Raw genomic sequence first — 26,317 nt, forward strand, 5'->3', positions numbered from 1 at the left:
CCGTGACCCGGGAAGACAGCCCTGAACAGCGTATCGACGCCCTGCGTCGGGAAATCGATCATCATAACTACCGCTATTACGCGCTCGACGACCCCGAGGTCTCGGATGAGCACTATGACCGGCTCCTGCGGCAACTGCAGGAGCTGGAAACGCAGCATCCGGAGCTGGTAACCCCCGAGTCCCCGACACAGCGGGTGGGCGTGGCCCCGGAGTCCCTGTTCGCGGAAGCCCCCCATGAAACGCCCATGCTGTCCCTGGACAATGCCTTTGACGAGGACGAGCTCAGGGATTTTGACCGCAGGGTCCGGGAACGGCTGGGCCGGGATGAGCCAGTCGACTACGCCTGCGAGCCCAAGCTCGATGGCCTGGCAATCAGCCTTCTGTATCGCAATGGTGTGCTTCACCGTGCCGCCACCCGGGGCGATGGCTACACCGGGGAGGACATCACCGCCAATGTCCGCACCATCCGGGCCATCCCCCTGCAACTCTATGGCGATGACTACCCGGATGCCTTTGAGGTGCGGGGCGAGGCCTACATGCCCCTTGATGGGTTCGAACGCCTGAACCAGCAGCTGGCGGAGGCCGGGGAGAAGACCTTTGTTAACCCGCGCAATGCGGCTGCAGGCAGTCTTCGCAACAAGGATCCACGGGTGCCGGCACGGCGACCCCTGTCGTTCAGCGGCTACAGCGTGGACGTACCTGAGGAGGCCGGTCTTCCTGCCAGTCATTACGATCAGCTGCTCAAGCTGCGGGACTGGGGGTTTCGGATCGATCCTGGGATCCGTCTGGTCACTGGGATCGAGAACTGCATCACCTATTACCGGGAGATGCTCGAGAAGCGCGAATCACTGAACTACGAGATCGACGGCATCGTCTACAAGGTCAATGATCTGGCGCTGCAGGACCGGCTTGGCTTCGTCTCCCGGGCGCCACGCTGGGCCATCGCCACCAAGTTCCCTGCACACGAGGTCATGACCCGGGTGCGCGAAGTTGCCTTCCAGGTGGGGCGCACCGGTGCCATAACGCCGGTGGCGCGACTGGATCCGGTGTTTGTGGGAGGCGTGACCGTCAGCAACACCACCCTCCACAACATGGATGAGATTGAGCGCCTTGGGCTGCGAGAGGGTGACTGGGTGATGATCCGCCGGGCCGGCGATGTGATTCCCCAGGTAGTGCGTGTTCTTACCGAGAAACGGCCTGATGACACCCATGTGATTGAGCTGCCGGATGCCTGCCCGGAATGCGGTTCCGCCATTGAGCAGCCAGAGGATGAAGCTGTGGCGCGCTGCACGGGCGGTCTGTTCTGTCCGGCCCAGCGCAAGGAGGCCATCCGGCACTACGCCTCCCGCCGCGCCCTGGACATCGAGGGGCTGGGGGAGCAGTGGGTCAACGTGCTGGTGGACGAAGGCATGGTTGAAACCGTGGCGGATCTCTATCACCTGAAGACCCAGGATCTGACCCGGCTCGAGCGCATGGGTGAAAAATCCGCCTCCAATCTGGTGAATGCCATTGCCGACAGTCGCGAGCCTGATCTGGACCGGCTGATCTATGCCCTGGGTATCCGGGAGGTTGGTGAGGCCACCGCACGGGGGCTGGCCCGGTATTTCGGTGAGCTGGACGCCCTCATGGAAGCCGATGAGGAACAGCTCCAAGAGATCGAGGATGTGGGGCCGGTGGTGGCCGGCCATATCCGCAGCTTCTTTGCCGAGCCCCATAACCGCGAAATCATCCAGCGGCTGCGTGAGGCGGGCGTGAGCTATCGGGCACCGGAACGGGTGGCTGATTCGGAATCGCCCTTTTCCGGCACAACTGTGGTGGTGACCGGAACACTGGAACGGTACTCCCGGGACCAGGCGCGTGCCGCGCTGGAGGCCCGGGGCGCGAAGGTGGCCGGCAGCGTCTCCAGCAACACCGACTACCTGGTGGCGGGCGAGGGCGGTGGCTCCAAGCTCAGCAAGGCCCGCCAGCAGGGCGTGACCATCCTTGATGAAGCAACCTTCCTGGAGTGGCTCGGCGAAGCGTGACTGTGTCACAGAATCGTCAGCCGCCCCCTGAATCTGAGAACCAGTACGGATCCGCCTTATGGCGGATCCCCTACCATGGACGACGTTTCGAGACCCGACGGCCCCCGACCCGGGAGAATGTCATCCGTGAGTTTGAGCACGAACGCTGTTCCAGTGCGCCGTTCCCTTCAGGCGCTGCTTCTGGCCCTGACACTGCTTCTGATGGGGTGTGGGGATACCAGTAATTCCCCGGAGGATCCGCGGATTCTCGGCTTTCCGCCCCAGGTGGCCTATCTGGGCGTGGACTACAATTACAACTTCGGCGCCGTGGGCGGCGACAATCTCCTCAACTATTCGCTGGTCAACAACCCCTCCTGGCTGGCCCTGGAAGCGACCACCAACAAGGCCCGCAAGGGCATCGTCCTGAGAGGCGTTCCCGGTATTACTGGTGGGCGTGAAGGCGAGGACGACCTAGGGCAGTACGACAGCATCCGTATCGCCACCAATGACGGCAACCTGATCGGGGACAGCGAGTTCAGCGTCGAGGTGCGGCACAATCCGCTCGAAGTGGTTTCCGGTACGGTGACCGAAGGGGAGCCCTATGAACCTGAGGTGAGTAAGGATTCGGATGAGGTCTGTGAGGTTCCGGACATGAGCGTGAGCCCGGGTGTGACGGTTCATCACGAGAAACTTGTTTCAGAGAATACAAAGGTAACGGCGCCCAGCGATTATGGCAGTGGCTCCAAGGACTACCAGACCTATCGGGCCCTGGTCCGGGTGGATCTGGGACAGCCTTCGGTCGAGCCGGTTTCAGTCCGTTTCCGCATCCAGGGCCAGGAGCCGTGTAGCGCCGAGGACGAGGAGGAACTGCCCTGTGAGTACGAGGGCGGCAACCAGAATCGGGCGATCTATAAAGAAGATCTGATCCTGGATGGTAACAACGCCTATGGGTCCGGGTTCCCGGAACCGCCCGAATACCTCGAGTACCTCTCTGAGGATGACGATGGGGGGACCGGGTTGCTTCATTTTGAAGCCGGGCAGACCACCTGCTTCATCCCGGTCTGGGTCCATGACGACCGTTTCGCCGAGAACACTGAATCCTTTGAGGTTGAGCTTCAGGAGGTAACGGAAGGCATTGCCAGCCTGAATGATAACGGCGCGGTGCGTACCCGGAGCATTCAGATTGAGGACAATACGCCTACGGCGGGTTTTGAGACGGAGAGTATTACGGTCAGTGAAAACGGGGGGCGGGAGGTAACGGCCACCCTGAATCGTTCCAATGACACCGGTGAAACGCTTTACGCGGCGGTTGAAGTCGTGGAGGTCACTGATGGTCCTTCCTGGCAGGTGGATCTCTGCCCTGAGCAGGGGAGCACCGACTGCGTCACGGCTAGTAAGACCACCAACAATGACTCGCTGGTTATTGCGTTTGATCCGGGAAGTGATGAGACGACTTTCTACGTGCAGGCGTCGACCAGTTCTGATGCCCCTCTCAAAGAGGAAATAATGCGGGAGCTTCAGTTTGACCAGAGCTTCCAGTACGGCCGCGAATTCGCGGCGGCGACCACGGACAGCACTGTGGAGACCTATATCAACGAATGGCCCGATGATGTGACGCAGAGTGAGCTTGGGTTCTCTGTTGATAGCTTGGTTGCCGGAGCCCTGGGGGAGGTCTATGTCGCGGGCGTTGACAGCTCCAGCGCGATCCGTCTTCAGAGCATCAACCGGCTTGGCAATCCCGATGTGAGTGGGGGTACGCAGAGTGATGTGGTGGCCCTTGGGGAGAACAGTGGTGTGGACAGTGGTGGCTGGCCCCAGACGTCGGACGCAATCCAGCTGGCCTTTGCGGGTGAGAATACTGGCACGACCGGCTCCCCACAGGTCACCCGCTACCTTGGTGTGGCTTATCCAACGGCTTCCGATAAGGGGATGGTGAAGCTTTTCCGCTCCACAATTTCCACGGGCGATTCCGATAATGACGGTAACGACGAGACGGTTCGCTCTGAAGAAGCCGAGGAGTTCCTCTGGCAGATGAACCCTGTTGCTGACGGGGTATGGGACCAGAAGGTGTTAGATGTGAACCAGGATGGAACCCTCTACGCGGGCGCTCTTGATAATGATTCTGTGCGCGTGACGCGCATTGATACTGGCGAGGAGGGTGACCCTGCGGAACCCGTTGCAGACCCGGCCTGGACGGAAAATCTGGAGGCCACCGACCCGCTGCTCAACGGGCTCTTTGACACCGACACAGCCGGCATCGTGGCTTTGGGAAGCGACAAGGGCGCGGTTGATCCCGGTACCAACATCGGCGGTGAGGACTTCTATCTGTTTTCGCGCAATGCGGATGGTGGCGCCGTGAATGAGCGGGTCCAGTTCGGTACGGAGGGGGACGACAGGGCTGATCTTGCTGGGGCGGATGGAAACCGCTTCTGGCTGGCCGGCAACCAGGGTGGTCCCTATCAGGAGGATGGCTCAGGGGATTTTGAGGAAGACACGGACGGTTCCGCCGGGCCTTTCCTGATTGTCGTCAACAGCAACGGTAACGTGCAGGGAGCGATCCATCCGGACATTCCTGAAGATCAGAATTGGCAGGTCAGTAACATTCAGGCCCTTGCGGTCTCCGGGAATGACGCCTTCATCGCCGGGCAGACCGGGGATGACAGGGCCTACCTGATGGGCCTGCGTTACACCGGTTCCCAGTCCGGGGATGAACCATCGATTGAGCAGCGCTGGAGTGGCATTGTCGATGGTGCGAACGGGATCGTGGACATGGATAACTATCGTGACCGCAAGCTCTATCTGGTGCTGGAAACTGATGCCGGCCAGATGATCCGACCTTACGATCAGGTCGGCAATCCGCTGACGCAATAAGCTCCCACCTGATCAGATGGTGGTATGCAGGTGGTGCCCGTCTGCATAGAGGCGCAGGAAGTCCGTACCCGTGACAATGCCTGCCGGCTGGTTGTTGTGGTTGATCACCAGCGCGGCGCTGAGTTCATGGCTGAGCATCTGCTGGGCCAGGTGGTGGGCATCCGTCTCCGGGGTGACGGTTATGAAGGCGGGGAGCTCACAGCCGGACAGGGGTGCATTCTCATCCATGCCTTCCCTAATCTGTTTCAGCACCCAGGTTTCATCGATAAGGCCCGCCACTTCCCCGGCATCCGTGGTCACCACCAGGTGATGGACCAGATGCTGGGCCATGGCATCCAGAGCCATTCGCAGAGGTGCTTTGGCACTGATGGTGTGGAGCGCCTGGGATGCAAGCCGGCTTGAAGGGAGGTAGGGAGACTCCGCATCCCCTTCACCGCTGGACTCCTCCTGGTACTCCTGCAGGGCGCGACGGACCTCGGGCTTCCCCTGGAATCGGGCCGGTTCCTCGGGCTGCTCCGTATTCGATGCCGTCCTGCGGATGGCATCGGTTTCGTCTGTGCCCTGGACACGCCTCGCCCGCAGCGCCTCGGGCAGGCGGGTGCCGACCGGGCGGCCGGGTTCTGCGATGTGAATGGCCATTGAGTCGTCCCCATTGATCCGTTTCCAAAGGTTATCGGCCGGTTCACGGAAAATTCAAGGAACCAGCGCTAACTCCTGGCGAATCGTTGAGGGCTAACACGTTGTGCCGTGTCCGCTGGAAGGGGGGATGGGGTGCCTGAAACAAGGGCCGCGAGATGCGCCGCGAGCAGGGGGGCGTACATCAGACCCTTGCCGCCCAGGCCGGCAAGTACAAACCGGCCATTGAGCTGACCTGCCACAGGCATATGGTCCGGGGTGGTGCTCCGAAAGCCAACCCAGTGTCCGGAGCCCCGGTTCCCTTCCAGCTGGTTTGCAAGTGTCGGAAGCCAGTGGCCCAGGTTCTCAAGGTTGGCCTGATCGCTGAGGGGATCGGGTGTTTCCAGGTCGGAATCCCGGTCGAAGGTGGCACCCACACACAGCCGGCCACTGAATGGAGGCAGCGCATAACCTGCCCCGGCCAACGCTACATGGGGAGTGGATAAGAGGGTGGGCAGGGTGGTGAGCTGCCCTCTGATACGGCCCAGAGGCAGATCCGGTGCCCACTCGGTGGTTTGGGCGCCCGTGGCGACAATCAGGGTCGACGCCTCAAGGGTCTCTCCTTCCGGAAGGGCTACCTGCCAGGAATCCGCGCTGGCCTGAATCCGGTTCCCGTCCGCGGCTGCGGTGATCGTGCGTATCATCGGATGGCCGAGTGCGGCCTGGCGGAGCGCATCCACGCGTATATGCCCTCCGCCAGGGAACCAGAGCCCGGGTATCTCGAGCTCAAGCCCGCTCAGCAGCGAGGCCCGGTCACTGTCGACCGGTTCCAGGAAGTCCGGATCCCACTGGTTGCGGGCCAGGAGTTTCTGTTGCCGTTGCTGCTCCCTTTGGTTCCAGGCCAGGCTCAGTGTCCCGGTTGGTGACCAGAAATCGATCTCCGGATGCTGTGTCTGGAGGTGGGTGTAGAATTCCGAGGCGACCTGGAAAGCCTGATGGGCAAACCGGGTTTCCGGATTGTAGTCCACCGCCGGCTTCATGTAGAGCGCGCCCCGGCGTTCTGGGTCCGGCGGAGCGGGTGGGGCAGGATCCAGCACGGTTGCCTGTATGCCGCTCTCCGCAAGCCGGCGTGCCGCAAGGCTTCCGGCTACCCCGCCGCCGGCGATGATCACGCCCGGTTGTGGATCCGATGCATCATGAGAGGCCATTTGACGTTCCGTTACCTTTCATAAAGTTTAATTTCTGTACACGGATCACAGGCCGCGCCACTATGATCCCGGATTTTCGGATTGCACAACAAGAGGGTGGCATCCATGGCAACGCCCAGCTCCCAGCAGCTTGAGAAAAGCCGTCTCGGTCGGATCCTGGTCAATCGGGGCTACATCACCGACTATCAGCTCCAGGTGGCGCTGGAGGAACAGCGCGAATCCGGCGACAAGCTGGGTGCGATTCTCCTGCGGGCGGGCTGGCTTTCCGAGCGGGAGCTGCAGCGCACGCTGCGTCACCAGAACCGGTACCGTTATGCGGCAGCATTGACCGCCATGGTGATTACGCCACTTCAGCCGGTGGCTGCACTGGCATCGCCTACTCCGGCGCTGCCTGCCAAGGGACCCCAGACCAGCAGCCAGCAGGTGCGCATTGACAGCGCCAGCATGCAGCCTCTGAGTGAGAGTGAAATGGGGGGCGTTGTGGCCCAGGGGAGGGATACCTTCCCCGCGGGTGCGGTTCAGCTGTCCGCCATTCCGGCCTCCAATGCAGAAGCCGAAGACCAGGCTCTGGATGCCCTTGAGTTTACCGCCCGCACTTTCCTGCCTGCCATGAATTTTCTGGATGCGGACGTGACGGTTACAGGCGTGGAGTTCGGGCCGGATGGTCCCGGATTTGCCGTTGGCGAACAGGGTGGTGTGAGTCTGGCCATGCCGACTCATATCCATGAGATCCGTATGGAAGGCATCCGGGTGGAGGGTGCGCCCGCTTCCCATTCCATGGGGAACATCACCATGAGGAACATCCGCTTCTCCAGTGCCTCCAGCCTGACCATCAGGTCCCGCTGAGCCGGTTGTGGCATCAGGCGCTGGCGAATACCTGGCTGTGGGTAAGGCTCTGGGATTCGCCGGTGCTTCCGTAAAGCGCCTGCTGTTGGTCCACTCCGCGGATGATATCCGAGATGCGGGATATGCGGCGCTGAAGGTGACCGAGGATTCGGCCATTGACGGCATTGCGGTGCTGGCATTCGCTGAGCTGCTTCTGGGCAGCTTCCCAGCGCTGCATCAGGAGTGAATCAGCGCCTGCCTGGTCACGGAGGTAATCGCTGACGGCCTGACCACTGTCCGGCCTGTATCCGAGCTGGGCAAGCAGGCGGATTTTCTGTTTCGCCCGTTCCCTGAGTGCATCAAGCAGTTCGTTTTTTTCACTGGTCGCCTGTTCCAGCTGCTGCATATCGTTGCCGGCCAGGGACCGGTGTTCCTGCTCCAGTACTTCGGCCAGCCGGGTGAGGTTGGCCTCGTCCTTTCTCAGCAGTTGATCCAGCGTTTCGAACGTTGTCTTGCGGTCAGTCATGGCGTTTTACCCGAAAATGCTGTCATCCACATCAAGCATTTTCTGGGCCAGTTTTTCGGCATCGACTGAGTAGGAACCGTCCTCAAGCGCTTCACGGATGCGGGACACCTTGGCGTCGTCCACTTCCGGCTGCTGCTGGAGCGTCTGCTCTGCAGCCTTGATGTTGCGTGCGTCCGGGCTCAGGTCCACGCGGGTGCTCTCGCGCGCCTGTGAGCCGCCTTCCGCGGGCTGCTGTGGCGTTTTCTGCCCCTGGGCGTCGTCACGCTGCCGCAGGGTCTGTTTCTGGGTGTTGAGGGCGTTGTTGTTGGCCCCATTGAAATCGATTGCCATGGCTTTCACCCCGTTCGGATCCGGATTCTCTGTGAATTGTAACGGCAGCGTGGCCGCAAACTTTAGCCTTGCGCGGCATTTTTTTCATCACCAGGCATGGAACTGCCGCTTTTCGGCATGATCCTGCCGCTTCCGTTCAGTTGATCGCGACCCGCCCGGGCTCGGTGATCCGGCCGCGGACCCGGCGCCCCGAGTTTTCGTTGATCACTGGAATCTGTTCGCCCACGCGGCCACTGCGCTCGGCCTTGCCTCGGGTTGTGATGGAGAAAGCATCGCTTCCTGCAGAGATGACTACGCGGTCGCCGCGCTCCACTGCCAGTGGTTTCTCGACCATGTGCGGCGTGATCGGGGTACCTGCGCGGATGGTGCGTGTGGCCTGCATGCCGATCATGTGCTCGGGATCCCGGAACCCGTTGCGGCGCTGTTCGTTGAGGACCACCGGGCTTGAGCGCAGCATGTCCGGGCTGAGCCGTTCGCCACGGCCAATGGGCCGGTCCGCGACCCAGCCGTCCACCTGGATACGCACTGTCGCACTGAGAAAGATCCGCCAGGGTTGATCCCCCTGACAGCTGACCAGCAGCGTGGTGCGCGTGGAGCGTTCCGGGTCACCCGCGAATTCGACCCCCAGCGCCTGCGGGCAGCGGTTGAGCGAGAGTCGGTTGTCCACGCTGCCAATGTCGTATTCAACCTCGCGCCCCTTTGCAGCCTGTTCCTTTGCAAAGGATTCCAGGAAACCGTCCGCCGCGTCCGTGATGCGTTCAGCGGTGGTCTGCTCCGGTTCCGAAGCCGTTGCCACCCCCGGAAGCAGCATGGCAGCCAGGAGGAGATAGCGGAAAACCGGCATTGGATTGGCGTTGGCGATGCGCATGGCGGTCAAAATGTCCTATCCTTGCGGGTAATCGGTGCCACGTTCGACCCGTGTCGGGGGTGGCACAACCCATACCGGCGAAAATCCGGCACAAGCCGGACGTTGTTCGCATTCTTCCGTTATGAAATGCAACAACCATGCCGGCTCATTATGACGGGCAGGACTATGGCGGGACTACTCGACAACGTGAATCAACGTACCCAGATGGTGGGGCAGAACCGGCTCGAACTGCTGCTGTTCCAGCTCAAGGGGGAGCAGTTCTACGGCATCAATGTGTTCAAGGTCCGGGAAGTGCTTCCCTGCCCGGCATTGACGGCAATTCCGCACAGCCACCCTGTGGTCCGGGGGGTTTCCTACGTGCGGGGTGAGACGGTGCCGATCATTGATACCGGTATGGCCATCGGCAGACAGCCGATTCCGGATGAGGAACTGTCAGAGTCGCTGGTGATCGTGTCGGAATACAACCGCAAGACCCAGGGGTTTCTTGTGCGCCGGGTGGAACGGATCGTTAACCTCAACTGGGAAGATGTGCACCCGCCACCCAAACGGGCCCGGGCGGAGTACCTCACGGCGGTCACCGAGCTTGAGGGAAAGCTCGTGGAGATCCTGGACGTGGAGAAGATCCTGGCGGAGGTGTCGCCCATTGATGACAGCGTGAGTGAATCCTTCCAGTCGACGCTGGATACCAGCGGTGATGCGGCAATGCGTGTGCTGGTCGCGGACGATTCCTCCGTGGCGAGAGGGCAGATCAGGCGCTGCATGGAAGCGGTCGGGCTTGAGGTCGTCATCTGCAATGATGGCCGCGAGGCGCTGGAATACCTGGAGTCACTGGTTGCGGATGGCAGCCCAATCCACGATCATCTGGCACTGATGATTTCCGATGTGGAGATGCCGGAAATGGACGGTTATACGCTGGTGACACACTGCAAGGACAATCCAGCTCTGGCTCCCCTGTATATCATGCTGCATTCGTCGCTCAGCGGTGTGTTCAATCAGGCCATGGTCCAGAAGGTCGGTGCTGATGAATTCATGGCCAAGTTCAATCCCAACGAGCTTGCGGAGCGGGTTATGGCAGTCATGGACAAGCAACAGCACATGCCGTCCTGACGGAGACGCCGACACCGATGAGTTCCGAGATCAGCCAGGAGGACTATCGCGCCTTCAAGGAGTTCCTGCAGGATGCCTCCGGCATTCTGTTGGGGGACAACAAGCAGTATCTGGTGAAAAGCCGTCTGCGGCGGATCATGACGGAGAACCGGTTCAACAGTCTTGGCGAGCTGGTTCAGCGCCTGCGTAAGCAGCCGCGCAGCGAACTGCGCGAGACCGTGATTGACGCCATGACCACCAACGAGACGCTCTGGTTCCGGGATACCCACCCGTTCCGCATTCTCGAGGAGCGGCTTCTGGGGGAGATGGCTGCGGAGAGCTCCAGCCAGCCCCTGCGGATCTGGTCAGCTGCCTGCTCGACCGGGCAGGAGCCGTACTCCATTGCGATGGTGATTGACGAGTACCGGCGCCGTAACCCCGGCCGCCTGCGCCGCCCCGTGGAGATCATCGCCACGGACGTGTCCAAGCCCGTGGTGGACGCGGCAAAGGACGGTATCTATGAACTGCTGGCCCTAGGGAGAGGTCTGTCCGCGGATCGTCAGAAGCATTACTTCACCCAGCTTCCGTCCGGGAGTTGGCAGGTCCGCAAAGAAATCCGTGACATGGTGACCTTCCGCGAACACAACCTGCTGGAGCGGTTCGGTTCCGGCAGGTTCGACATTGTCTTCTGCCGGAATGTGCTGATCTATTTCTCCAGTGATCTCAAGCACGACATCCTGGTACGCACCCACGGCATACTGAAGCGCGGTGGCTACCTGATCCTGGGTGCCTCCGAGTCGCTCAACGGGCTCAACCAGTACTACGAAATGGTCCAGTGCCGGCCGGGAATCATTTACCGCGCCAAGTGAGTGTTGCGTTCGGGCCACGTTTTGCGTACAGTCTGCGCCCATCAAACGCGGCGGGCCCTACAGCCCACACGCGTACCGATCAAAGGAGAGGTGTCCGAGTGGTCGAAGGAGCGCGCCTGGAAAGCGCGTGTACGTACTGCGTACCGAGGGTTCGAATCCCTCCCTCTCCGCCAATACAGAACCCGGCCATGTGCCGGGTTTTTTTATGTCGGGATCTTCTCCCCGAACTCCGCCATGGCCATCCCCGCCCGTGCCTCAGCGCTGTCCGGGATGTTCTCCTGGGCCTCAATCCACTGAAGCCGGGGCAGAAGTCCCTTGCCATTGGCAATCTGGATGGCCAGGCCAGGCCGGGCGTTGAGCTCCAGCATCAAAGGCCCCCGGTTGCGGTCGACCACGATGTCGGCGCCCAGATACCCGAGTCCGGTCAGGTCATGGCAGCGGGCGGCGAGGGTGAGGAGGTTCTGCCAGTCCGGGATGGCGATACGGTTCAGGTCAACGCCGGTGTCCGGATGGCTGTGTACGCGCCTGGAGTGCTGTACCGCGTGTATGCAGCGGCCACTGGCCAGGTCCAGCCCGACGCCGATCGCGCCCTGGTGCAGGTTGGCTTTGCCGTCGCTGGCATGGGTTGAGAGCCGGAGCATGGCCATTACCGGTATCCCGCGGAAAATAATGACGCGGATGTCCGGGACGCCCTCGACGGACAGGGACTCGAAGTAGGGGTCCGCCTCGATAAGGTCCTCGATGATGACCGAGTCGGGGGCGCCGGCAAGGGAGTGCAGGCCTGCAAGAATGTTGGAGCAGTGACGCTGCAGGCTACCCAGCGTGAGGGCCTGTCCGGATGCCTTCAGGAACTGCTCGCCGTCGCGCTCCCGGATGACCATAATGCCTTTGCCGCCGGCCCCACGGGAGGGTTTGATGGCGAAACGCTCGAGTCCCCCGAGGCGCTTACCCAGATCGCGGACGCCATGCTGGGTATCGATGACATCGCGCAGGGTGGGTGTAGCCACCCCGTGCAGCATGGCCCGCTCCTTGGTGAGCTTCTTGTCGTCCACCAGCGGATAGAGGCGGCGCTCGTTATACCTGGAGATATAGGACACATTCCGGCGGTTCATGCCCAGCAGGCCATGGCTCCGGAGTGTGGCGGGAGACACCAGCATCAGTCCTTCTCCACCATCGAACGGAAACGGTAAAGCTCGGACAGCTTGTAGCCCGTGTACTGCCCGACGAGCAGGATCAGCGCGAGAATGATCAGGTGGACCTCAGGGAAGTTGAAGGTAAGGTGTCGGACTGTCGCCAGCTGCATGAGCCCATAGGCGGCAATGGCCACCAGCAGGCTGCCACCGCCCTGTATGGCGACTTCCCGGGCCCCCTGTTCCTCCCAGATCACCGACATCCGCTCGATGGTCCAGGCAATGATGATCATCGGGAAGAAGGTGATGGTCATCCCAAGGTTGATCCCCATTTCATGGCCAAAGACACTCAGCAGACCTGTCAGCAGCACCACAAGTACGATCATGGCGGCGATCCGGGCCACCAGCAGGAGGTTGAGGCGTGACAGATACCCTCTCAGGAGCAGTCCCAGCCCGACAATGGTCAGGAAGGCGGTGAGCCCCGGCAGCAGCGTTGTCTGGATGAAGGCCAGGGCAATCAGAACCGGCATGAAGGTGCCGGATGTGCGGATGCCGATCACGATCCGCATGAAGGCCACAACCAGGGCGCCCAGGGGCAGCAGCAGGAGGAGCTTCAGCATGCCCTGTTCCTCGATCGGCAGCTGGTAGAGGCTGATGTAACCCAGAGGCTGGTCGGCCGAGGTCTGGCTCTGGGCGAGGTCGAGGGCGGGAATGCTCTGGCGCATCATCGAGAAGCGCACCTGGGAGTTCTGCCCGCCCATGACATCCAGAACGGGCCCGCTGGTGCGGTGCCAGACCAGGGTATTGGGCGTGATGCCCTGCTGGCCACCGCGCTCCAGGTCATAGAGATGCCAGGAATCCTCGATGTAGACGTCCACCAGCGGCTGGAGGCTCTGGTTGCGGCGGGCATCCTCCAGCTTCAGGCCCATGGCGAGACGGGCTGGGACACCGGACTGGTTGAGAAGGCGGACAACCAGCTGCTGGGGTGAGTGCTGGTCCAGCAGCAGTGCCGCGTTCTGGTCGTTGGGGCTCTGGACTGCCTTGATCAGTTCCCGGGTCAGGCTCGCCGGTGTACTGGAGCGCCGCCGGGCTGTTTCCAGCAGGTCGGCGGCGGCTGTGGCCTGGGGCTCCTCCCAGATGATCCGTTGGGGGTTAGAGGGAGCCTCGGTGTTGCCGCTGGGGCGGGGCGTTCCGTTCTTGCCCGGAGCGAACTGAACCTTGTAATAGAGGGTCTGGGGGCCCGTCGCTTGCCGCTTGGACCATTCGCCACGACGCCCCGTGGATTCAATGATGCGCGAGAACCCGTAACCCGGAGAGGCGGCCTGTTCGGAAATGATACGGTAACCCGGTGGGTCATTCGGGAGGCTCAGGCTTGCCAGTGTCTCGTCTCCCAGGGCGACGAAATCGATGCGTGCCTCCACCAGCCAGACTGGCTTGTCGTTTGCCGGCAGCAGGGGAATCCCCAGGCGGTCATGCCGCAGCCACATCATTGACACACCAATGATGATCAGCACCGATACAGCGAGGAAGAAAAGTGGCTGTTGCCTCATTCTTCACCCTCGATGCTGCCGGCGGCCTCTTTCAGTTTATCGGGGTCACTGAGTATGAACTGTCGTGATACATCCACCGTGAACAGGTCCCTGAGGATGTTGCGCCCGATCAGGGCAGGGTAGGTCAGGCGTTCCCGGTTGCTCAGGGTGAACTCCGCAACCCGCTCAATCGAGCCGATGCGGTACTGGAGTTCAATCACTGCGCGCCTTTCATTCTCATCAGTGGATGCCTGGATGATCTCCACGAACCGTGACACCGGGCGTTCCAGTTCCATGGCGCCGCGGTCTGCGAAATGCTCGCCCGCCAGTGTGAAGCGGACATAGTCATCACCGTCGCGCTCAAAGAACTCGATATCCCTGGCGTCCAGGGATGAGGTATTGGCACCGGTGTCGATCCTCGCCTCAAAAAGATGGTCCGGGGGCAGCAGGCGGATGCCCTCCACCGAACCGATGGTCGTGAGTCCGGAGCACTGTTCGTTCCCGTTGGCCGGGCCGGTGTTCAGGATCGGGCAGGTGTCGCCATCGTTGTTGGTGCTGCGGGATGCAAGATGACGGTTGGTGACGCTGCGCAGCCGCTCCATCTGGTCCTGAACATTGGCGAACCCCTGCTGCTGCTGTTCCGCCACGTTCCTGTTTCCGCTCAGCAGGGCGTTGAGCAATACCTGCTGGGAGGCCAGTTGATCCTGCTGTTGCGCCAGCTGCGTCTTGAGCACCCTGAGGTCACTTTCCGCTGTGGAGGAGGAAGTAAAGTGGGTACAGCCGGCGCTTATCAGCGCCGCCAGTAAAATCAGGATGCGTGGCGCAGCTGGCATGGGGGTCCTCTATGCTGTGGTAATGTCCGTTAGACATGGGGAGTATAGAGGCTGCACCTCTGTTTGACGATGGTTACCGCTTGAAGCGCGGGTTACGGCGGTGATAGACTCCGCGGTCTCAGCGCAGGCGGGATCAGCCGCCGGACTGAGCGCGATGGTGGTCCTGCTGGTGCCTTCGCAACGATAAACCGTGAACCCGGTCAGGCCCGGAAGGGAGCAGCCGTAGCGGTGGATTCGTGTGCCGGAGTGTCGCTGGCAGGCCACCCCCAGTTTTTCCTTTCCCGAGCTTTGCTCCCCGGCCAGCCCTCTGCTTGCCAGCCCAAGATAAGGCCGTGATAAGGTATCCCATCAGATAATGGATGGTCCGGCATGACGTATCAGGTACTTGCGCGCAAATGGCGCCCTTCCCGGTTTCAGGATCTTGTTGGTCAGGAGCACGTGCTCAGGGCGCTCGTGCACGGGCTGGATCAGGATCGGCTGCATCAGGCGTTTCTGTTCACCGGTACCCGGGGCGTGGGCAAGACCACGATCGGCCGGATTCTGGCGCGGTGCCTGAGCTGCGAGCAGGGCGTCAGCTCCAATCCCTGTGGCGAATGCGACAGCTGCCGTGAAATCCAGGATGGGCGGTTCGTCGACCTGATCGAGATCGACGCCGCCTCCCAGACCCGCGTGGAGGACATGCGTGAGCTGCTGGACAACGTCCAGTACGTGCCAACCCGCGGTCGCTTCCGCATATACCTCATTGACGAGGTCCACATGCTCTCCAGCCACAGCTTCAACGCGCTGCTGAAGACACTGGAGGAGCCGCCCGACCACGTTAAGTTCCTGCTCGCCACTACTGACCCCCAGAAGCTGCCGGTCACGATCCTGTCGCGTTGCCTGCAGTTCAATCTCAAGCGCCTGGGGCCGGAACTGATCGTATCCCATCTGGAGCACATCCTGGCCCAGGAAGGTATTGAGTATGAGAACAGTGCCCTCTGGCTTCTGGGGCGTGCCGCCGATGGCAGTATGCGCGATGCCCTGAGCCTGACCGACCAGGCGGTGGCATTCAGTGGCGGACGCCTGGAATCCGAGAGCGTCAGCCGGATGCTGGGCACCCTCGACCGGGCGGACATCTTCAGTATGCTGGATGCCCTGGTCCAGCGAGATGGCCAGACGCTGCTCAGGGAGGTAAACCGGATCGCGGAGTACGCACCGGATTACAGCGCGGTACTGGCGGACATGCTGGATGTGTTCCATCGAATCTCCCTGGAGCAGGCGATTCCCGGGAGCAATGACAACAGCCAGGGAGACCGGGAACAGGTCCGGACCCTGGCAGGTCAGTTGAGCGCGGAAGATGCCCAGCTGTTCTACCAGACGGCGTTGACCGCCCGGCGGGATCTGGCGATCACGCCGGATGCGCGCATGGGCTTTGAGATGGCACTTCTGCGCATGCTCGCTTTCCGGCCGGAGCCGGTTGCGACCCCACCGCAGGGTGGCCGCTCGGAGCCGGCGGCGGAGGCATCGGGCGCTCCCGCCGGGGAACCGGTATCCCCGCCGGAGCCCGAACCAGAACCCCAGCCCCAGCCTGAACCCGCTCCCGAGCCCGAACCAGCGCCGGATCCGGTGCCTGAACCAGAGCCGCCCATTCCTGAGGACGAGGCGGACCGGAATGCCGGGGAGGCATCACCAGCCACGGAGGCGCCCGAGACGTCGGCTGTCACCCCGGAGCCCGGTGTGGCGTCCGGTTTCGACTGGTGCCGTGACTTCGATCAGCTCCCCCTTCAGGGCATGCCGGCGACGCTGGCCGCGAACGCGGCCTGCCATGAGGAAGAAGGGGCCTGGGTTCTGACGCTGGCCGCCGGGCATTACCAGCTGCTGCATGAGCGTCACCAGCAACGGATCCGTGAGGCTGTTGGGGCTGTGGTCGGCAGTACCATTACCCTGGTCTTCCGTGAGGGTGAGCCGGGCCAGGCAACCCCGGAAACCCACCGGCAGGCGCAGATGGAAGAGGCGCAGGCGAATGCCGTCAGCGCCATTCACGGGGATCCCGTGGTGCAGCAGATTGTGGAGCGTTTCGGCGGCCAGGTTATTGAAGACAGTATAAAGCCTCCGCAGGCTTCGCCAGCGGCGGCATCAGACAGCAGAGAGGTGGCACGATGAAGGGTGGCATGAACGACATCATGAAGCAGGCGCAGCAGATGCAGGAGGACCTGCAGAAGGCGCAGGAAGAGATTGCCAAGGCTGAGGTTACTGGGGAGTCCGGTGCCGGCATGGTGAAGGTGACCATGAACGGGCGCCATGATGTGCGTAACGTGGACATTGATCCATCCCTGATGGACGAGGACCGCGAGGTTCTGGAGGACCTGATGGCGGCGGCGGTGAACGATGCCGTACGCCGTGTCGAGGAATACCAGAAGGAGAAGATGGGCAACATGACCCAGGGCATGGGCATGCCCCCCGGTTTCAACATGCCGTTCTGAGCCGGAGGGCCCATGAGTCTGAGTCCGCGTCTTGAGGCGCTGATTGATGCATTACAGTGCCTGCCCGGTGTGGGACGCAAGTCCGCCCAGCGCATGGCCTTCCAGCTCCTGGAGCGCGATCGTGCTGGGGCTGGCGCCCTGGCACGCCAGCTTGACGACGCCCTGGCCAACATCGGTCGCTGTGAGCGCTGCCAGACCTTTGCCGAGGACGCCCTGTGCCCGGTCTGTGCCGATGACAGGCGGGACAGTTCGCTGATGTGCGTGGTGGAATCGCCCGCCGATCTCGCCGCTATTGAGCAATCAGGGGATTACAGGGGCTACTACTTTGTACTGCTGGGGCATCTGTCTCCCATTGATGGCATAGGCCCCGAGGATATTGGGGTGGATCAGCTGCTGGCCCAGATCCATGAACGGGGGGTGACGGAACTCATCATGGCCACCAACGCTACCGTTGAGGGCGATGCCACCGCCCATTACATCGCGGACCGTGTGGATCCGGAAACAGTTACGATCACCCGGCCTGCCCAGGGTCTTCCCGTGGGAGGTGAGCTGGGCGGTGTCGATGGCGGTACGCTCAGTCATGCCCTGCGGGGCCGCCGGCCTTTCGCCGGGTAGTGGAGTCACTCATGGATCAACCCAACCCGGATCAGGCCGCCTGGCTGGATACCCCGCAACAGTTGGATGACTGGCTGGCTGATCTGCCGCCGGAGCATCCGGTTGGCATGGACTCCGAGTTCGAACGGGTGACCACCTTCCATGCGATCCCGGGTCTGATGCAGCTGGCCGCAGCAGGGGAGGTTGCGCTGGTTGAACCCGGGGCTGCCGAGGGCTCCGGGGTGCTGCGCAAGCTGTTGGAGGATGCGGACCGCTCGAAACACCTTTATGCCATGAGTGAGGACATCGAACTGTTCCGGGACTGGCTCGGTGTGCGTGTTCGTGGCGCACTGGATCTGCAGCTGGCGGCGGCTTTTGCCGGCCATGGTATGTCCGTGGGCTATGCCAGGCTTGTCGAATCCTGTCTCGGGGTGGCCCTGGGCAAGGGCGAAACCCGGTCGGACTGGCTGGCACGCCCGCTGTCCGATGCCCAGCTGTACTATGCCGTGGCCGATGTTCACTACCTGCGCCCGCTCCATGAGCAGCTTATGGAGCAGGTTGCGGCCAGAGGCTTCCAGGAGGCGCTGGCCGAGGAGAGCCGGACCTGGTGCGAACGTCAGAGCGTTGCTGATGCGCCTGAATCCTACTATCTGAGACTTACCGGGGCCTGGCGGCTGCGCCCGGGCAATCAGGCCGTACTGCGGGCGTTGTGCACCTGGCGTGAGCATCGGTGCCGGGAACTGGACCGTCCGCGTGGCCGGGTCATTGAGGACCGGCTTCTGATCCGCCTGGCCGAAGCGGTGCCGCGCAGCCGTAAGGCGCTCGCGGCCATAGAGGATATGCCCAGCGGGGTCGTGCGGCGTGAGGGTGATGCGCTTCTGGCGGTCATCTCAGAGGTGGTTGAGGGCCCGGAGCAGTCCCTAGAGCCCATACCGGCCCCTTTGACCCGCAGTGAGAAGAATCATTACCGAAACGTAAGGCGGATTCTGGCCGAGCAGGCGGAAAGCCTGGATCTGCCGCTGGAACTCATCGCTTCGAGGCGTTATCTTGAGCCAGCCGTCCGCACAGGCCTTCGTGAGGGCCGCCTGCCCGATCTTCTGACGCAGGGCTGGCGCGGCCGGGCACTGGCACCCCGCAGAGAGGAACTGGAAGCCTGTTTCCATGAGTGACAAGCACCTGATCAGCATTTACCGCAGCAGCAAGCGTGAAGGCATGTACGTGTTCGTGCCAAGGGAGACAGATCCGGCCACGCTCCCGTCATCACTGATGACCTATTTTGGCCTTCCGATTCATGCCATGGATCTGGTATTGACCCCAGACCGGAAGCTGGCACGGGCCAGTGCCAGTGATGTGATTGCGGCGATCGGGGACCAGGGCTTCTATCTCCAGATGCCCCCGAAGGAGACGGAGGTTACCGGTTAGGTCCATGGACATGCTGCTGACTGAATACAATATTGCCTGGGCGGTCTATCTGCTTGGCTTCCTGGTCGTCTACCGCTTCTGGGCTGTGATCGTGTGGTGGTTGCCACTGCGCATCCTCCGCCAGTTTCTCAAGGGTCTGTTCGCCGTGGTTCTGCTGACCCCGGTGGCCTCGGAGCGGGCCGCGGAATGGCTGGTGCCCGCGTGGTTGAATTTCTTCTATGCCGTGGTGCTTGAGCAGCCGGACGTGATGGGGCGCACCCTGTTTGTCTACGCACTCGCCGCCATTGTCATGCTGCTCGTGCTGGCCCTGGATTCCGGCTGGGCTCGCTACCGGCGCCGGAAAAGCTGAGACACCCGCTTTACCGGTGCTTTCATTCCACGGGATTCCTGCTATAGGTTGAGTGTAATCAACCGCTTTAATAAGGCCACCATGGGAAAGTCAGCGTCCAGATCGTTCCGCACCCTCCTGACCATTCTGCTGTTCACGGTGACCGGGCTGGTGACTGTCCAGGCCCAGGAGCAGGCGTCCCAGACCCAGGCACCGGAGCTGCCCGATAATATCGATGTGCGGTTTGTGGTGGATGTTTCCGGGAGCATGAAGCGCACTGACCCCGACAATCTGCGGGGAGAGGCAGTGCCCATGCTCGCGGAACTCATGCCTGAAGGGGCCCGTAGCGGTCTGTGGACCTTTGCGCGTTATGTCAACATGCTGGTACCTCTGGAAGAGGTTGATGACCAGTGGCGCCAGGAGATGCGCGATGCCCGCTCCCGTATCGGTTCCCCCGGCCAGTACACCCAAATAGGGCGGGCGCTGGAGACCGCCACTGAGGATTTCTGGCCGGGTGGGGGCTACGACAATACCCATGTGGTCCTGCTGACCGACGGTATGGTGGATGTGCCGGAAGGGGAGGAAGCCAGCCGGGAAGAGCGCCAGCGCATCCTTGACGACGTGCTCGGGCACTTCCGCGAGCACGGCGCGCGTCTGCATACGATCGCGCTCTCCGACGAAGCCGATCGGCCGCTGCTGGAGCAGCTCGCCGCCGAGACCGGGGGCCATCACGCCATTGCACGCTCCGATTCGGAGCTGATCAGCGCCTTTCTCTCCGCCTTTGGGGCAGCCTCTCCAACGGAAGAGGTGCCGCTTGAGAACAACGGCTTCTCGATCGATGACAGCGTGGATGAATTCACTGCCCTGATCTTCCGGGATGAGGGCAGTGAGTCCGCGGAGCTCGTTGATCCCTCGGGTAGCCGGGTGACGCGCAATAGCCTGCCGGAAGGGGCCCGCTGGCACAGCGCAGAGACCTATGACCTGGTGACCATTCCAGAGCCCGCTACCGGGCGCTGGGAAGTGGACGCCATGGTGGGCCCGGATAGCCGGATCAAGGTGGTGAGTGAGCTGCGCATGGCGGCGGGGGACCTGCCCTCGCGCTTCTTTGCTTCGGATATTCTGGATCTGGAAGTGGCTTTCTATGAAGACGGCGACAGGCTGACGGATGAGGATTTCCTCGGCGTCATGGATGTCCGTGCCGAGATCCGGAATGCGGAGGGTGACCGCCAGGGCACCGTCCGGCTTTCCGGCGACCGCGTTCCCTCAAATGGCGTCTTCAATGGCGAAATCCGAACCCTGACCGAACCCGGGCAATACGAGGTCCGCCTCATCGGTGAAGGCGAAACCTTCCAGCGCAGCCAGCGCCAGAAGGTAACACTGGCGCCGCCTTTTGACACGGAGATCCAGGGCCTTGGTACCGGCGATGACAGCCGATGGACCTTCCGGGTAATGCCACGGGATCCAGGTCTGGAGGCGGACAGTATCCAGGTTGAGGCTTCAGTGACAGGCCCGGATGGTGAAACACTGAAGCGTTCACTGGAGCCGGCCTCAGGCACCAGTGAGCGCATACTGACCCTCCATGGTGAGCGGGGTAACGGCACCTATCAGGTACGGCTCCGTATGCAGGCGGAAACCCAGGACGGGCGGGTGGTCTCCTTGGACACGCCGCCGTTCGCGGCGGAATTCCCGCGAACGGCGGATACGGCGGACTACCGGGCGCTCGAGCCTGAGCCTCGGCAGCCTGAACCGGCACCCGAGCCGGAGCCTGCGCCCGAGCCCGCGACCCCGTCCCAACCTGAACAGAAAGAGCCACTGTTTGATCCCGAGCCGGTTGAAGTGCCGGAAGAGACTCCCGAGCCGGAACAGCGGTCTGAGCCGGATGCCGGCATCAACTGGCTGCTCTGGGGCAGCGTTGGTGGCGGTCTGATCATCGGGCTTGGCGCCATCGCGGGCGGGTTCTGGTGGTGGCTGCGCCGGCGTGGTAATGGCGATGAACAGGAGACGGAGAAGCCCGAGTCGCCTGTTGGTCCTGAAACTGAACCGGCGGATGTGGTGGCCGAGCAGGAAGAGCCGGCTATGGAAGCGGATCTGGAGCCGGAGCAGCCGGAGGAGTTGGAGGGCGAGCCTGACAAGGATGAGGGAACCTCGCTTGCTGAAGCGGCGGCTGCGTACCAGGCCCAGCAGACGGGCCCCGGCGATGAAACAGCTTCCGAGCCGGAGACGGCGGTCCCCGAGGACTCGGCCGACACCGGCGCGGCTGAGGAGGCCATCCCCACAGTGGACGACATGGACACCATGGGCGCATCCGCAGAACCGGAGTCGGAACCTGACCCGGCGCCAGGAATGGACGCAGAATCAGTGCAACAGGAACAGGAACAGGAAACGGAAGAAGCGTCGGATTCAGAGGCATCGCAGGCAACCGGTGAGGAGGATGAGGCCATCCCGACCCTTGGCGATGATGACGCCTCCGAGGAGCCGGAGGCCCTGGCTGACCAGATCCTGGAGGAGAATCAGCAGAGTGCTGATGAGGATGAGTTCTCGCTGGAGGACTTTGATATATCCGAATTTGACGACCTTCCGGACCAGGAGGACGAGGCGGATTCGGGAGAAGACGACGATGGCAATCGTAACCGCTGACGGTCACTGACCATTGCTGGACGGTGTTTCCGCCTTTGGGGCCAACCGCTTACTTGTTGGCCCCGACGCCCTGCCTATATACTTCGCACCTCGTAGAAGGCCGGACCCTGATTGAGCAGGGGTCCATGGCCGCAGGTTTCCTGACTGAGGTGTTGCTGACATGAAATTTGAGGGTACCGAGAATTACGTTGCCACGGATGAGCTCCAGATGGCGGTCAATGCGGCCATCACGCTGGAGCGCCCGCTCCTGATCAAGGGCGAGCCCGGTACCGGCAAGACCATGCTGGCCGAGGAGATGGCGCGGGGCGTCGGCGCCGAGCTGATCACCTGGCACATCAAGTCCACCACCAAGGCGCAGCAGGGGCTCTATGAGTACGACGCGGTGTCGCGCCTGCGTGATTCCCAGCTGGGTTCCGACAAGGTTCACGACATCGGTAACTACATCGTCAAGGGCAAGCTCTGGGAAGCGTTCGAGGCGGACCAGCGGGCTGTGCTGCTGATCGACGAGATCGACAAGGCGGATATCGAATTTCCCAACGACCTGCTGCAGGAACTCGACCGCATGGAGTTCTATGTGTACGAGACGCAGCAGCAGGTGGTGGCCAAGCAACGCCCCATCGTGGTCATCACCAGTAACAACGAGAAAGAGCTGCCGGATGCCTTCCTCCGCCGCTGCTTCTTCCACTACATCGATTTCCCCGACCACGACACCATGAAGGAGATCGTGGACGTTCACTTCCCGGGCATCCAGCAGCAGCTGGTGCAGGATGCGCTGGAGATCTTCTTCGATGTGCGCCGTGTTCCCGGCCTCAAGAAGAAGCCCTCCACCTCCGAGCTGATTGACTGGCTCAAGCTTCTGATGGCGGATGATCTGGCCCAGAAGGTGATCCAGGACAAAGACACCTCCAATGCACTGCCGCCGCTCTACGGTGCGCTGGTCAAGAACGAACAGGATGTGCACCTGCTTCAGAAACTGGCATTCATGGCGCGCCGGCGTCGCTGATACGCTGACCGAAGCGCGGATCCACTGACAGCGGGGGCCCTATGCTCATCGACTTTTTCCTGGAAGTGCGCCGTGCCGGAGTGCCGGCCAGCCTGAGGGAGTTTCTGGACCTGACCGAGGCGCTCCAGAAGCGCCTGGCATTTGCGGATCTGGAGGATTTCTACTTCCTGAGCCGCCTGTGCCTGGTGAAGGACGAGCGTCATTACGACAAGTTCGACCGGGCCTTCGATGCCTATTTCAAGGGCATCGAGAACCTGGATGAACTGCTTGAGGCGCTGATTCCCGATGACTGGCTGCGCTCCGAGTTCGAGAAACACCTTTCCGAAGAGGAGAAGGCGCAGATCGACTCCCTTGGAGGCCTCGAGGAGCTGATCGAGACCTTCAAGAAGCGCATGGACGAGCAGACCGACCGCCACGAGGGCGGCAACAAGTGGATCGGTACCGGTGGTACGTCGCCCTTCGGCGCCAATGGCTATAACCCTGAAGGCTATCGCATTGGCCAGGAGAAAGGTCGACACGGGCGCGCGGTCAAGGTCTGGGAGAAGCGCGAATACCGGGATCTGGATGACAGCGTCACCATCAGCTCACGCAACATCAAGGTGGCGCTCAAGCGCCTGCGCAAGTTCGCGCGCGAGGGGGCCCCCGAGCACCTGGACATGGATGACACCATCCGCAACACCGCCCGCAACGGGGGGTACCTGGATCTGAAGATGGTCCCGGAACGCCACAACGCGGTGAAGGTGTTGCTGTTCTTTGATGTGGGCGGTTCCATGGACCCGCACGTTAAGGTCTGCGAGGAGCTGTTTTCGGCCTGCCGGGAGGAGTTCAAGCACCTGGAGTACTACTACTTCCACAACTTCGTCTACGAGGGTGTCTGGAAGGACAGCAGCCGACGTACCACCGAGATTACCCCCACCTGGGAGGTGATCAACACCTATCCGTCGGATTACAAGGTGATCTTTGTGGGCGACGCCACCATGGCGCCCTATGAGGTCAGCCATCCAGGCGGGTCGATCGAGCACTGGAACGAGGAGGCGGGCTCGACCTGGTTCCAGCGCCTTACGGACCACTTCAGCAAGGTGGTCTGGCTCAACCCGTTGCCCGAGGATTACTGGGGGCAGGGTGGTTCCCTGGGGATGATCCAGAAGCTGGTGGGCTTCCAGATGTACCCGATGACCCTGGAGGGGCTGGAGTCCGCGATGCGCTATCTCAGCCGCTGAGCCACATTGCACACGGATGACGTGACCGTAAAAAGGCTTTAAGATCCCGAGCCACAAAAACACTAATCAAACGACAGGTTACTCAGGAGATCCGTCATGGATATGGAGCAGTTTTTCAAAGAGAAGTACCCGTCAGATCTCTCCCGGGACGTGGACACGAACCAGTACAGCACCATGCTGGATGTGTTTGAGAAATCCGTGGCGCGGTTTGCGGACCGGCCCGCGTTCAGTGGTGTGGGCGTGACACTGACGTACCGGGATCTGGACCACTACAGCCGCGCTTTCGCAGCCTGGCTCCAGAATGAGACGGATCTCCAGCAGGGCGATCGCATCGCGATTCAGATGCCCAACATTCCCCAGTACCCGATCGCCATCTTTGGTGCCATGCGGGCCGGTCTGGTGGTCGTGAACACCAACCCGCTCTACACCACGCGCGAGATGGAGCACCAGTTCAACGATTCCGGCGCCCGTGCCCTGATCGTGCTGGCCAACATGGCGAGCAATGTCGAGAAGGTGCTGCCGAACACGGGTCTTGAGCACGTCATCGTCACCGAGCTTGCGGACCTGCACAAGCCGCTCAAGCGCAAACTGATGAACAGCGTGGTCAAACACGTGAAGAAGATGGTGCCGGCCTACAATCTGCCGAAGGCCCACGCCTTCCCGAAAGTGCTCAGGACCGGCGCCGGCCTGACCTATCGGCCGGTCAGCATCCAGCGCGAGGACATTGCAGTGCTCCAGTACACTGGCGGCACCACTGGTGTGGCCAAGGGTGCCATGCTGACCCACGCCAACCTCGTTTCGAACCTGCTGCAGGTCAAGCCGATGGTTGAGACTCAGATGGATGAGGGTAAGGAGGTGGTGGTTGCACCGCTGCCGCTCTACCACATCTACTCGTTCACCATGAACTGCGGTGTCATGCTGGAGAGTGGCAGTCACAGCATCCTGATCCCGAACCCGCGTGACATCCCGGGCTTCGTCAAGGAGCTGAAGAAGTGGCAGTTCACGGTGTTCATGGGCCTGAACACGCTGTTCGTGGCGCTGGCGAACAACGAGGAGTTCCGCAATCTGGATTTCAGTAACCTGAAGATCACGGTTGCCGGGGGCATGGCACTGACCAAGCCAACGGCGGATCAGTGGCAGCAGGTCACCGGGTGCGAGATCACTGAGGGCTATGGCCTGACCGAGACCTCGCCGGTGGTGAGCCTGAACCCGCTTGGAAACGCGCAGGTCGGCACTATTGGTATCCCGATCCCGGGTACTCTGATCAAGACCGTTGACGATGAGGGTAATGATCAGCCGGTCGGGGAGGCCGGCGAGCTCTGCGTTCATGGGCCACAGGTTATGAAGGGCTACTGGCAGCGCCCTGAGGAGACCAGCAAGTCCATTGACTCGGAAGGCTGGTTCCGTACTGGTGACGTGGCCATGATCCAGGAGGATGGTTTTGTTCGGATCGTGGACCGTAAGAAGGACATGATTCTGGTATCCGGTTTCAACGTCTATCCGAATGAGATTGAGGACGTTGTGATGGGGAATCCGAAAGTTCTGGAGTGTGCCGCCGTGGGCATTCAGGATGACAAGAGCGGTGAGGCGGTGAAGATCTTTGTGGTCGCGAAGGAGCAGGATGTGACCAAGGAGGAGATCATCAAGTACTGCCGTGAGAACCTGACGGCCTATAAGGTGCCGAAGCATGTTGAATTCCGGGATGAGCTGCCCAAGAGTAACGTGGGCAAGATTCTGCGGAAGGAGCTTCGGGACAGCTGATTGGGTTCAGCTGCCGTTACTTGGAAACCCCGTCTGGTTCAGGCGGGGTTTTTTGGTCTATGGATGCTCAAGATACAAGCCTGACGAGGGGCTGCCGGGCGGAGTGAGGAGGGGACTGTTGATCGGGAAACGCTGTAAATATCTTTTAGCTGCGCTATCCTGCTTCGCTAAAAGATCCTGGGCTTGCCTCCTGCAAG

The 26,317-nt window shown here is 61.7% G+C and carries 23 protein-coding genes, 1 tRNA gene and 1 other RNA gene; 17 read left to right on the forward strand and 8 right to left on the reverse strand.

Annotation, left to right across the window (positions count from 1 at the left end; genetic code table 11):
• Nucleotides 1-2: 2 nt before the first annotated feature.
• Complete coding sequence (gene ligA / locus GLW01_RS11720; protein WP_160899169.1) at nucleotides 3-2,024, forward strand: NAD-dependent DNA ligase LigA; 2,022 nt, start codon at nucleotides 3-5, stop codon at nucleotides 2,022-2,024.
• 126 nt (nucleotides 2,025-2,150) lie between these two features.
• Nucleotides 2,151-4,874 (forward strand): hypothetical protein, encoded by a 2,724-nt coding sequence (locus GLW01_RS11725; RefSeq protein WP_160899170.1) that lies wholly within the window; start codon nucleotides 2,151-2,153, stop codon nucleotides 4,872-4,874.
• Nucleotides 4,875-4,886: 12 nt separating this feature from the next.
• Here the strand turns inward: GLW01_RS11725 and GLW01_RS11730 are convergent, their stop codons facing one another.
• Nucleotides 4,887-5,513: a CBS domain-containing protein gene (locus tag GLW01_RS11730; RefSeq protein ID WP_160899171.1), complete on the reverse strand. Its 627-nt coding sequence runs from the start codon at nucleotides 5,511-5,513 to the stop codon at nucleotides 4,887-4,889.
• 68 nt (nucleotides 5,514-5,581) lie between these two features.
• Nucleotides 5,582-6,697, reverse strand: coding sequence for an FAD-dependent 5-carboxymethylaminomethyl-2-thiouridine(34) oxidoreductase MnmC (gene mnmC, locus GLW01_RS11735; RefSeq protein ID WP_160899172.1), 1,116 nt, complete (start codon nucleotides 6,695-6,697; stop codon nucleotides 5,582-5,584).
• A 105-nt stretch (nucleotides 6,698-6,802) separates the two neighbouring features.
• On the opposite strand from mnmC, the gene GLW01_RS11740 reads away from it, so the two are divergent.
• Complete coding sequence (locus GLW01_RS11740; protein ID WP_160899173.1) at nucleotides 6,803-7,543, forward strand: pilus assembly protein PilB; 741 nt, start codon at nucleotides 6,803-6,805, stop codon at nucleotides 7,541-7,543.
• A gap of 13 nt (nucleotides 7,544-7,556) precedes the next feature.
• Here GLW01_RS11740 and GLW01_RS11745 read toward each other — a convergent pair whose 3' ends face one another.
• The 3 genes from GLW01_RS11745 to flgA form a co-directional block, all read right to left on the reverse strand.
• Complete coding sequence (locus GLW01_RS11745) at nucleotides 7,557-8,048, reverse strand: flagella synthesis protein FlgN (RefSeq protein WP_151440499.1); 492 nt, start codon at nucleotides 8,046-8,048, stop codon at nucleotides 7,557-7,559.
• A 6-nt stretch (nucleotides 8,049-8,054) separates the two neighbouring features.
• Nucleotides 8,055-8,378 carry a flagellar biosynthesis anti-sigma factor FlgM gene (gene flgM, locus GLW01_RS11750; protein ID WP_151440498.1) on the reverse strand — a complete coding sequence of 108 codons (324 nt, stop codon included), beginning with the start codon at nucleotides 8,376-8,378 and terminating at the stop codon, nucleotides 8,055-8,057.
• A 136-nt stretch (nucleotides 8,379-8,514) separates the two neighbouring features.
• Nucleotides 8,515-9,246 (reverse strand): flagellar basal body P-ring formation chaperone FlgA, encoded by a 732-nt coding sequence (flgA, locus tag GLW01_RS11755; protein WP_237416581.1) that lies wholly within the window; start codon nucleotides 9,244-9,246, stop codon nucleotides 8,515-8,517.
• A 165-nt stretch (nucleotides 9,247-9,411) separates the two neighbouring features.
• On the opposite strand from flgA, the gene GLW01_RS11760 reads away from it, so the two are divergent.
• The 3 genes from GLW01_RS11760 (at nucleotide 9,412) to GLW01_RS11770 (ending at nucleotide 11,374) form a co-directional block, all read left to right on the forward strand.
• A complete protein-coding gene (locus tag GLW01_RS11760; RefSeq protein WP_151440496.1) occupies nucleotides 9,412-10,353 on the forward strand; it encodes a chemotaxis protein CheV in 942 nt (313 codons plus the stop codon).
• Nucleotides 10,354-10,370: 17 nt separating this feature from the next.
• Complete coding sequence (locus GLW01_RS11765; protein WP_160899175.1) at nucleotides 10,371-11,201, forward strand: CheR family methyltransferase; 831 nt, start codon at nucleotides 10,371-10,373, stop codon at nucleotides 11,199-11,201.
• Nucleotides 11,202-11,285: 84 nt separating this feature from the next.
• Nucleotides 11,286-11,374: transfer RNA gene (locus tag GLW01_RS11770), tRNA-Ser, on the forward strand.
• Nucleotides 11,375-11,404: 30 nt separating this feature from the next.
• Here GLW01_RS11770 and GLW01_RS11775 read toward each other — a convergent pair.
• The 3 genes from GLW01_RS11775 to GLW01_RS11785 are packed head-to-tail and all read right to left on the reverse strand — an operon-like array spanning nucleotide 11,405 to nucleotide 14,693.
• A complete protein-coding gene (locus GLW01_RS11775) occupies nucleotides 11,405-12,358 on the reverse strand; it encodes an alpha-L-glutamate ligase-like protein (RefSeq protein ID WP_151440494.1) in 954 nt (317 codons plus the stop codon).
• Nucleotides 12,358-13,881 carry an inactive transglutaminase family protein gene (locus GLW01_RS11780; RefSeq protein WP_160899176.1) on the reverse strand — a complete coding sequence of 508 codons (1,524 nt, stop codon included), beginning with the start codon at nucleotides 13,879-13,881 and terminating at the stop codon, nucleotides 12,358-12,360. The genes GLW01_RS11775 and GLW01_RS11780 overlap by 1 nt, the downstream gene beginning before the upstream one ends.
• Nucleotides 13,878-14,693 carry an ATP-dependent zinc protease family protein gene (locus GLW01_RS11785; protein ID WP_151440492.1) on the reverse strand — a complete coding sequence of 272 codons (816 nt, stop codon included), beginning with the start codon at nucleotides 14,691-14,693 and terminating at the stop codon, nucleotides 13,878-13,880. Before GLW01_RS11785 ends, GLW01_RS11780 begins: the two co-directional genes overlap by 4 nt.
• Before the next feature lie 164 nt (nucleotides 14,694-14,857).
• Between GLW01_RS11785 and ffs the strand changes: the two genes are divergently transcribed.
• The 11 genes from ffs to GLW01_RS11840 all read left to right on the forward strand — a co-directional run bounded on the left by ffs (nucleotide 14,858) and on the right by GLW01_RS11840 (nucleotide 26,120).
• An RNA gene (ffs, locus tag GLW01_RS11790) (signal recognition particle sRNA small type) lies at nucleotides 14,858-14,954 on the forward strand.
• A 108-nt stretch (nucleotides 14,955-15,062) separates the two neighbouring features.
• Entirely contained in the window at nucleotides 15,063-16,835 is a 1,773-nt protein-coding gene (dnaX, locus tag GLW01_RS11795) for a DNA polymerase III subunit gamma/tau (protein ID WP_160899177.1), read from the forward strand.
• A complete protein-coding gene (locus GLW01_RS11800; protein ID WP_151440490.1) occupies nucleotides 16,832-17,155 on the forward strand; it encodes a YbaB/EbfC family nucleoid-associated protein in 324 nt (107 codons plus the stop codon). Before dnaX ends, GLW01_RS11800 begins: the two co-directional genes overlap by 4 nt.
• A 12-nt stretch (nucleotides 17,156-17,167) precedes the next feature.
• Complete coding sequence (gene recR, locus GLW01_RS11805; protein ID WP_151440489.1) at nucleotides 17,168-17,770, forward strand: recombination mediator RecR; 603 nt, start codon at nucleotides 17,168-17,170, stop codon at nucleotides 17,768-17,770.
• A gap of 11 nt (nucleotides 17,771-17,781) precedes the next feature.
• On the forward strand, nucleotides 17,782-18,918 hold the full coding sequence (locus tag GLW01_RS11810; protein ID WP_160899178.1) for a ribonuclease D: 1,137 nt from the start codon (nucleotides 17,782-17,784) through the stop codon (nucleotides 18,916-18,918).
• The gene (locus GLW01_RS11815; protein WP_160899179.1) at nucleotides 18,911-19,171 is read left to right on the forward strand and encodes a YcgL domain-containing protein; all 261 of its coding nucleotides are present in this window, start codon (nucleotides 18,911-18,913) and stop codon (nucleotides 19,169-19,171) included. Before GLW01_RS11810 ends, GLW01_RS11815 begins: the two co-directional genes overlap by 8 nt.
• A gap of 10 nt (nucleotides 19,172-19,181) precedes the next feature.
• Nucleotides 19,182-19,520, forward strand: a complete 339-nt coding sequence (locus GLW01_RS11820) for a hypothetical protein (protein ID WP_160899180.1) — start codon at nucleotides 19,182-19,184, stop codon at nucleotides 19,518-19,520.
• An 81-nt stretch (nucleotides 19,521-19,601) separates the two neighbouring features.
• Nucleotides 19,602-22,136 carry a VWA domain-containing protein gene (locus tag GLW01_RS11825; RefSeq protein WP_160899181.1) on the forward strand — a complete coding sequence of 845 codons (2,535 nt, stop codon included), beginning with the start codon at nucleotides 19,602-19,604 and terminating at the stop codon, nucleotides 22,134-22,136.
• A gap of 160 nt (nucleotides 22,137-22,296) precedes the next feature.
• The gene (locus GLW01_RS11830) at nucleotides 22,297-23,139 is read left to right on the forward strand and encodes an AAA family ATPase (protein WP_077531241.1); all 843 of its coding nucleotides are present in this window, start codon (nucleotides 22,297-22,299) and stop codon (nucleotides 23,137-23,139) included.
• Between the two features lie 41 nt (nucleotides 23,140-23,180).
• Complete coding sequence (locus tag GLW01_RS11835; protein WP_160899182.1) at nucleotides 23,181-24,359, forward strand: vWA domain-containing protein; 1,179 nt, start codon at nucleotides 23,181-23,183, stop codon at nucleotides 24,357-24,359.
• Between the two features lie 102 nt (nucleotides 24,360-24,461).
• Nucleotides 24,462-26,120, forward strand: coding sequence for an AMP-binding protein (locus GLW01_RS11840; protein ID WP_202405709.1), 1,659 nt, complete (start codon nucleotides 24,462-24,464; stop codon nucleotides 26,118-26,120).
• Nucleotides 26,121-26,317: the final 197 nt, after the last annotated feature.

Source organism: Vreelandella halophila (genome assembly GCF_009856365.1).
GTDB lineage: Bacteria > Pseudomonadota > Gammaproteobacteria > Pseudomonadales > Oleiphilaceae > Halospina > Halospina utahensis_B.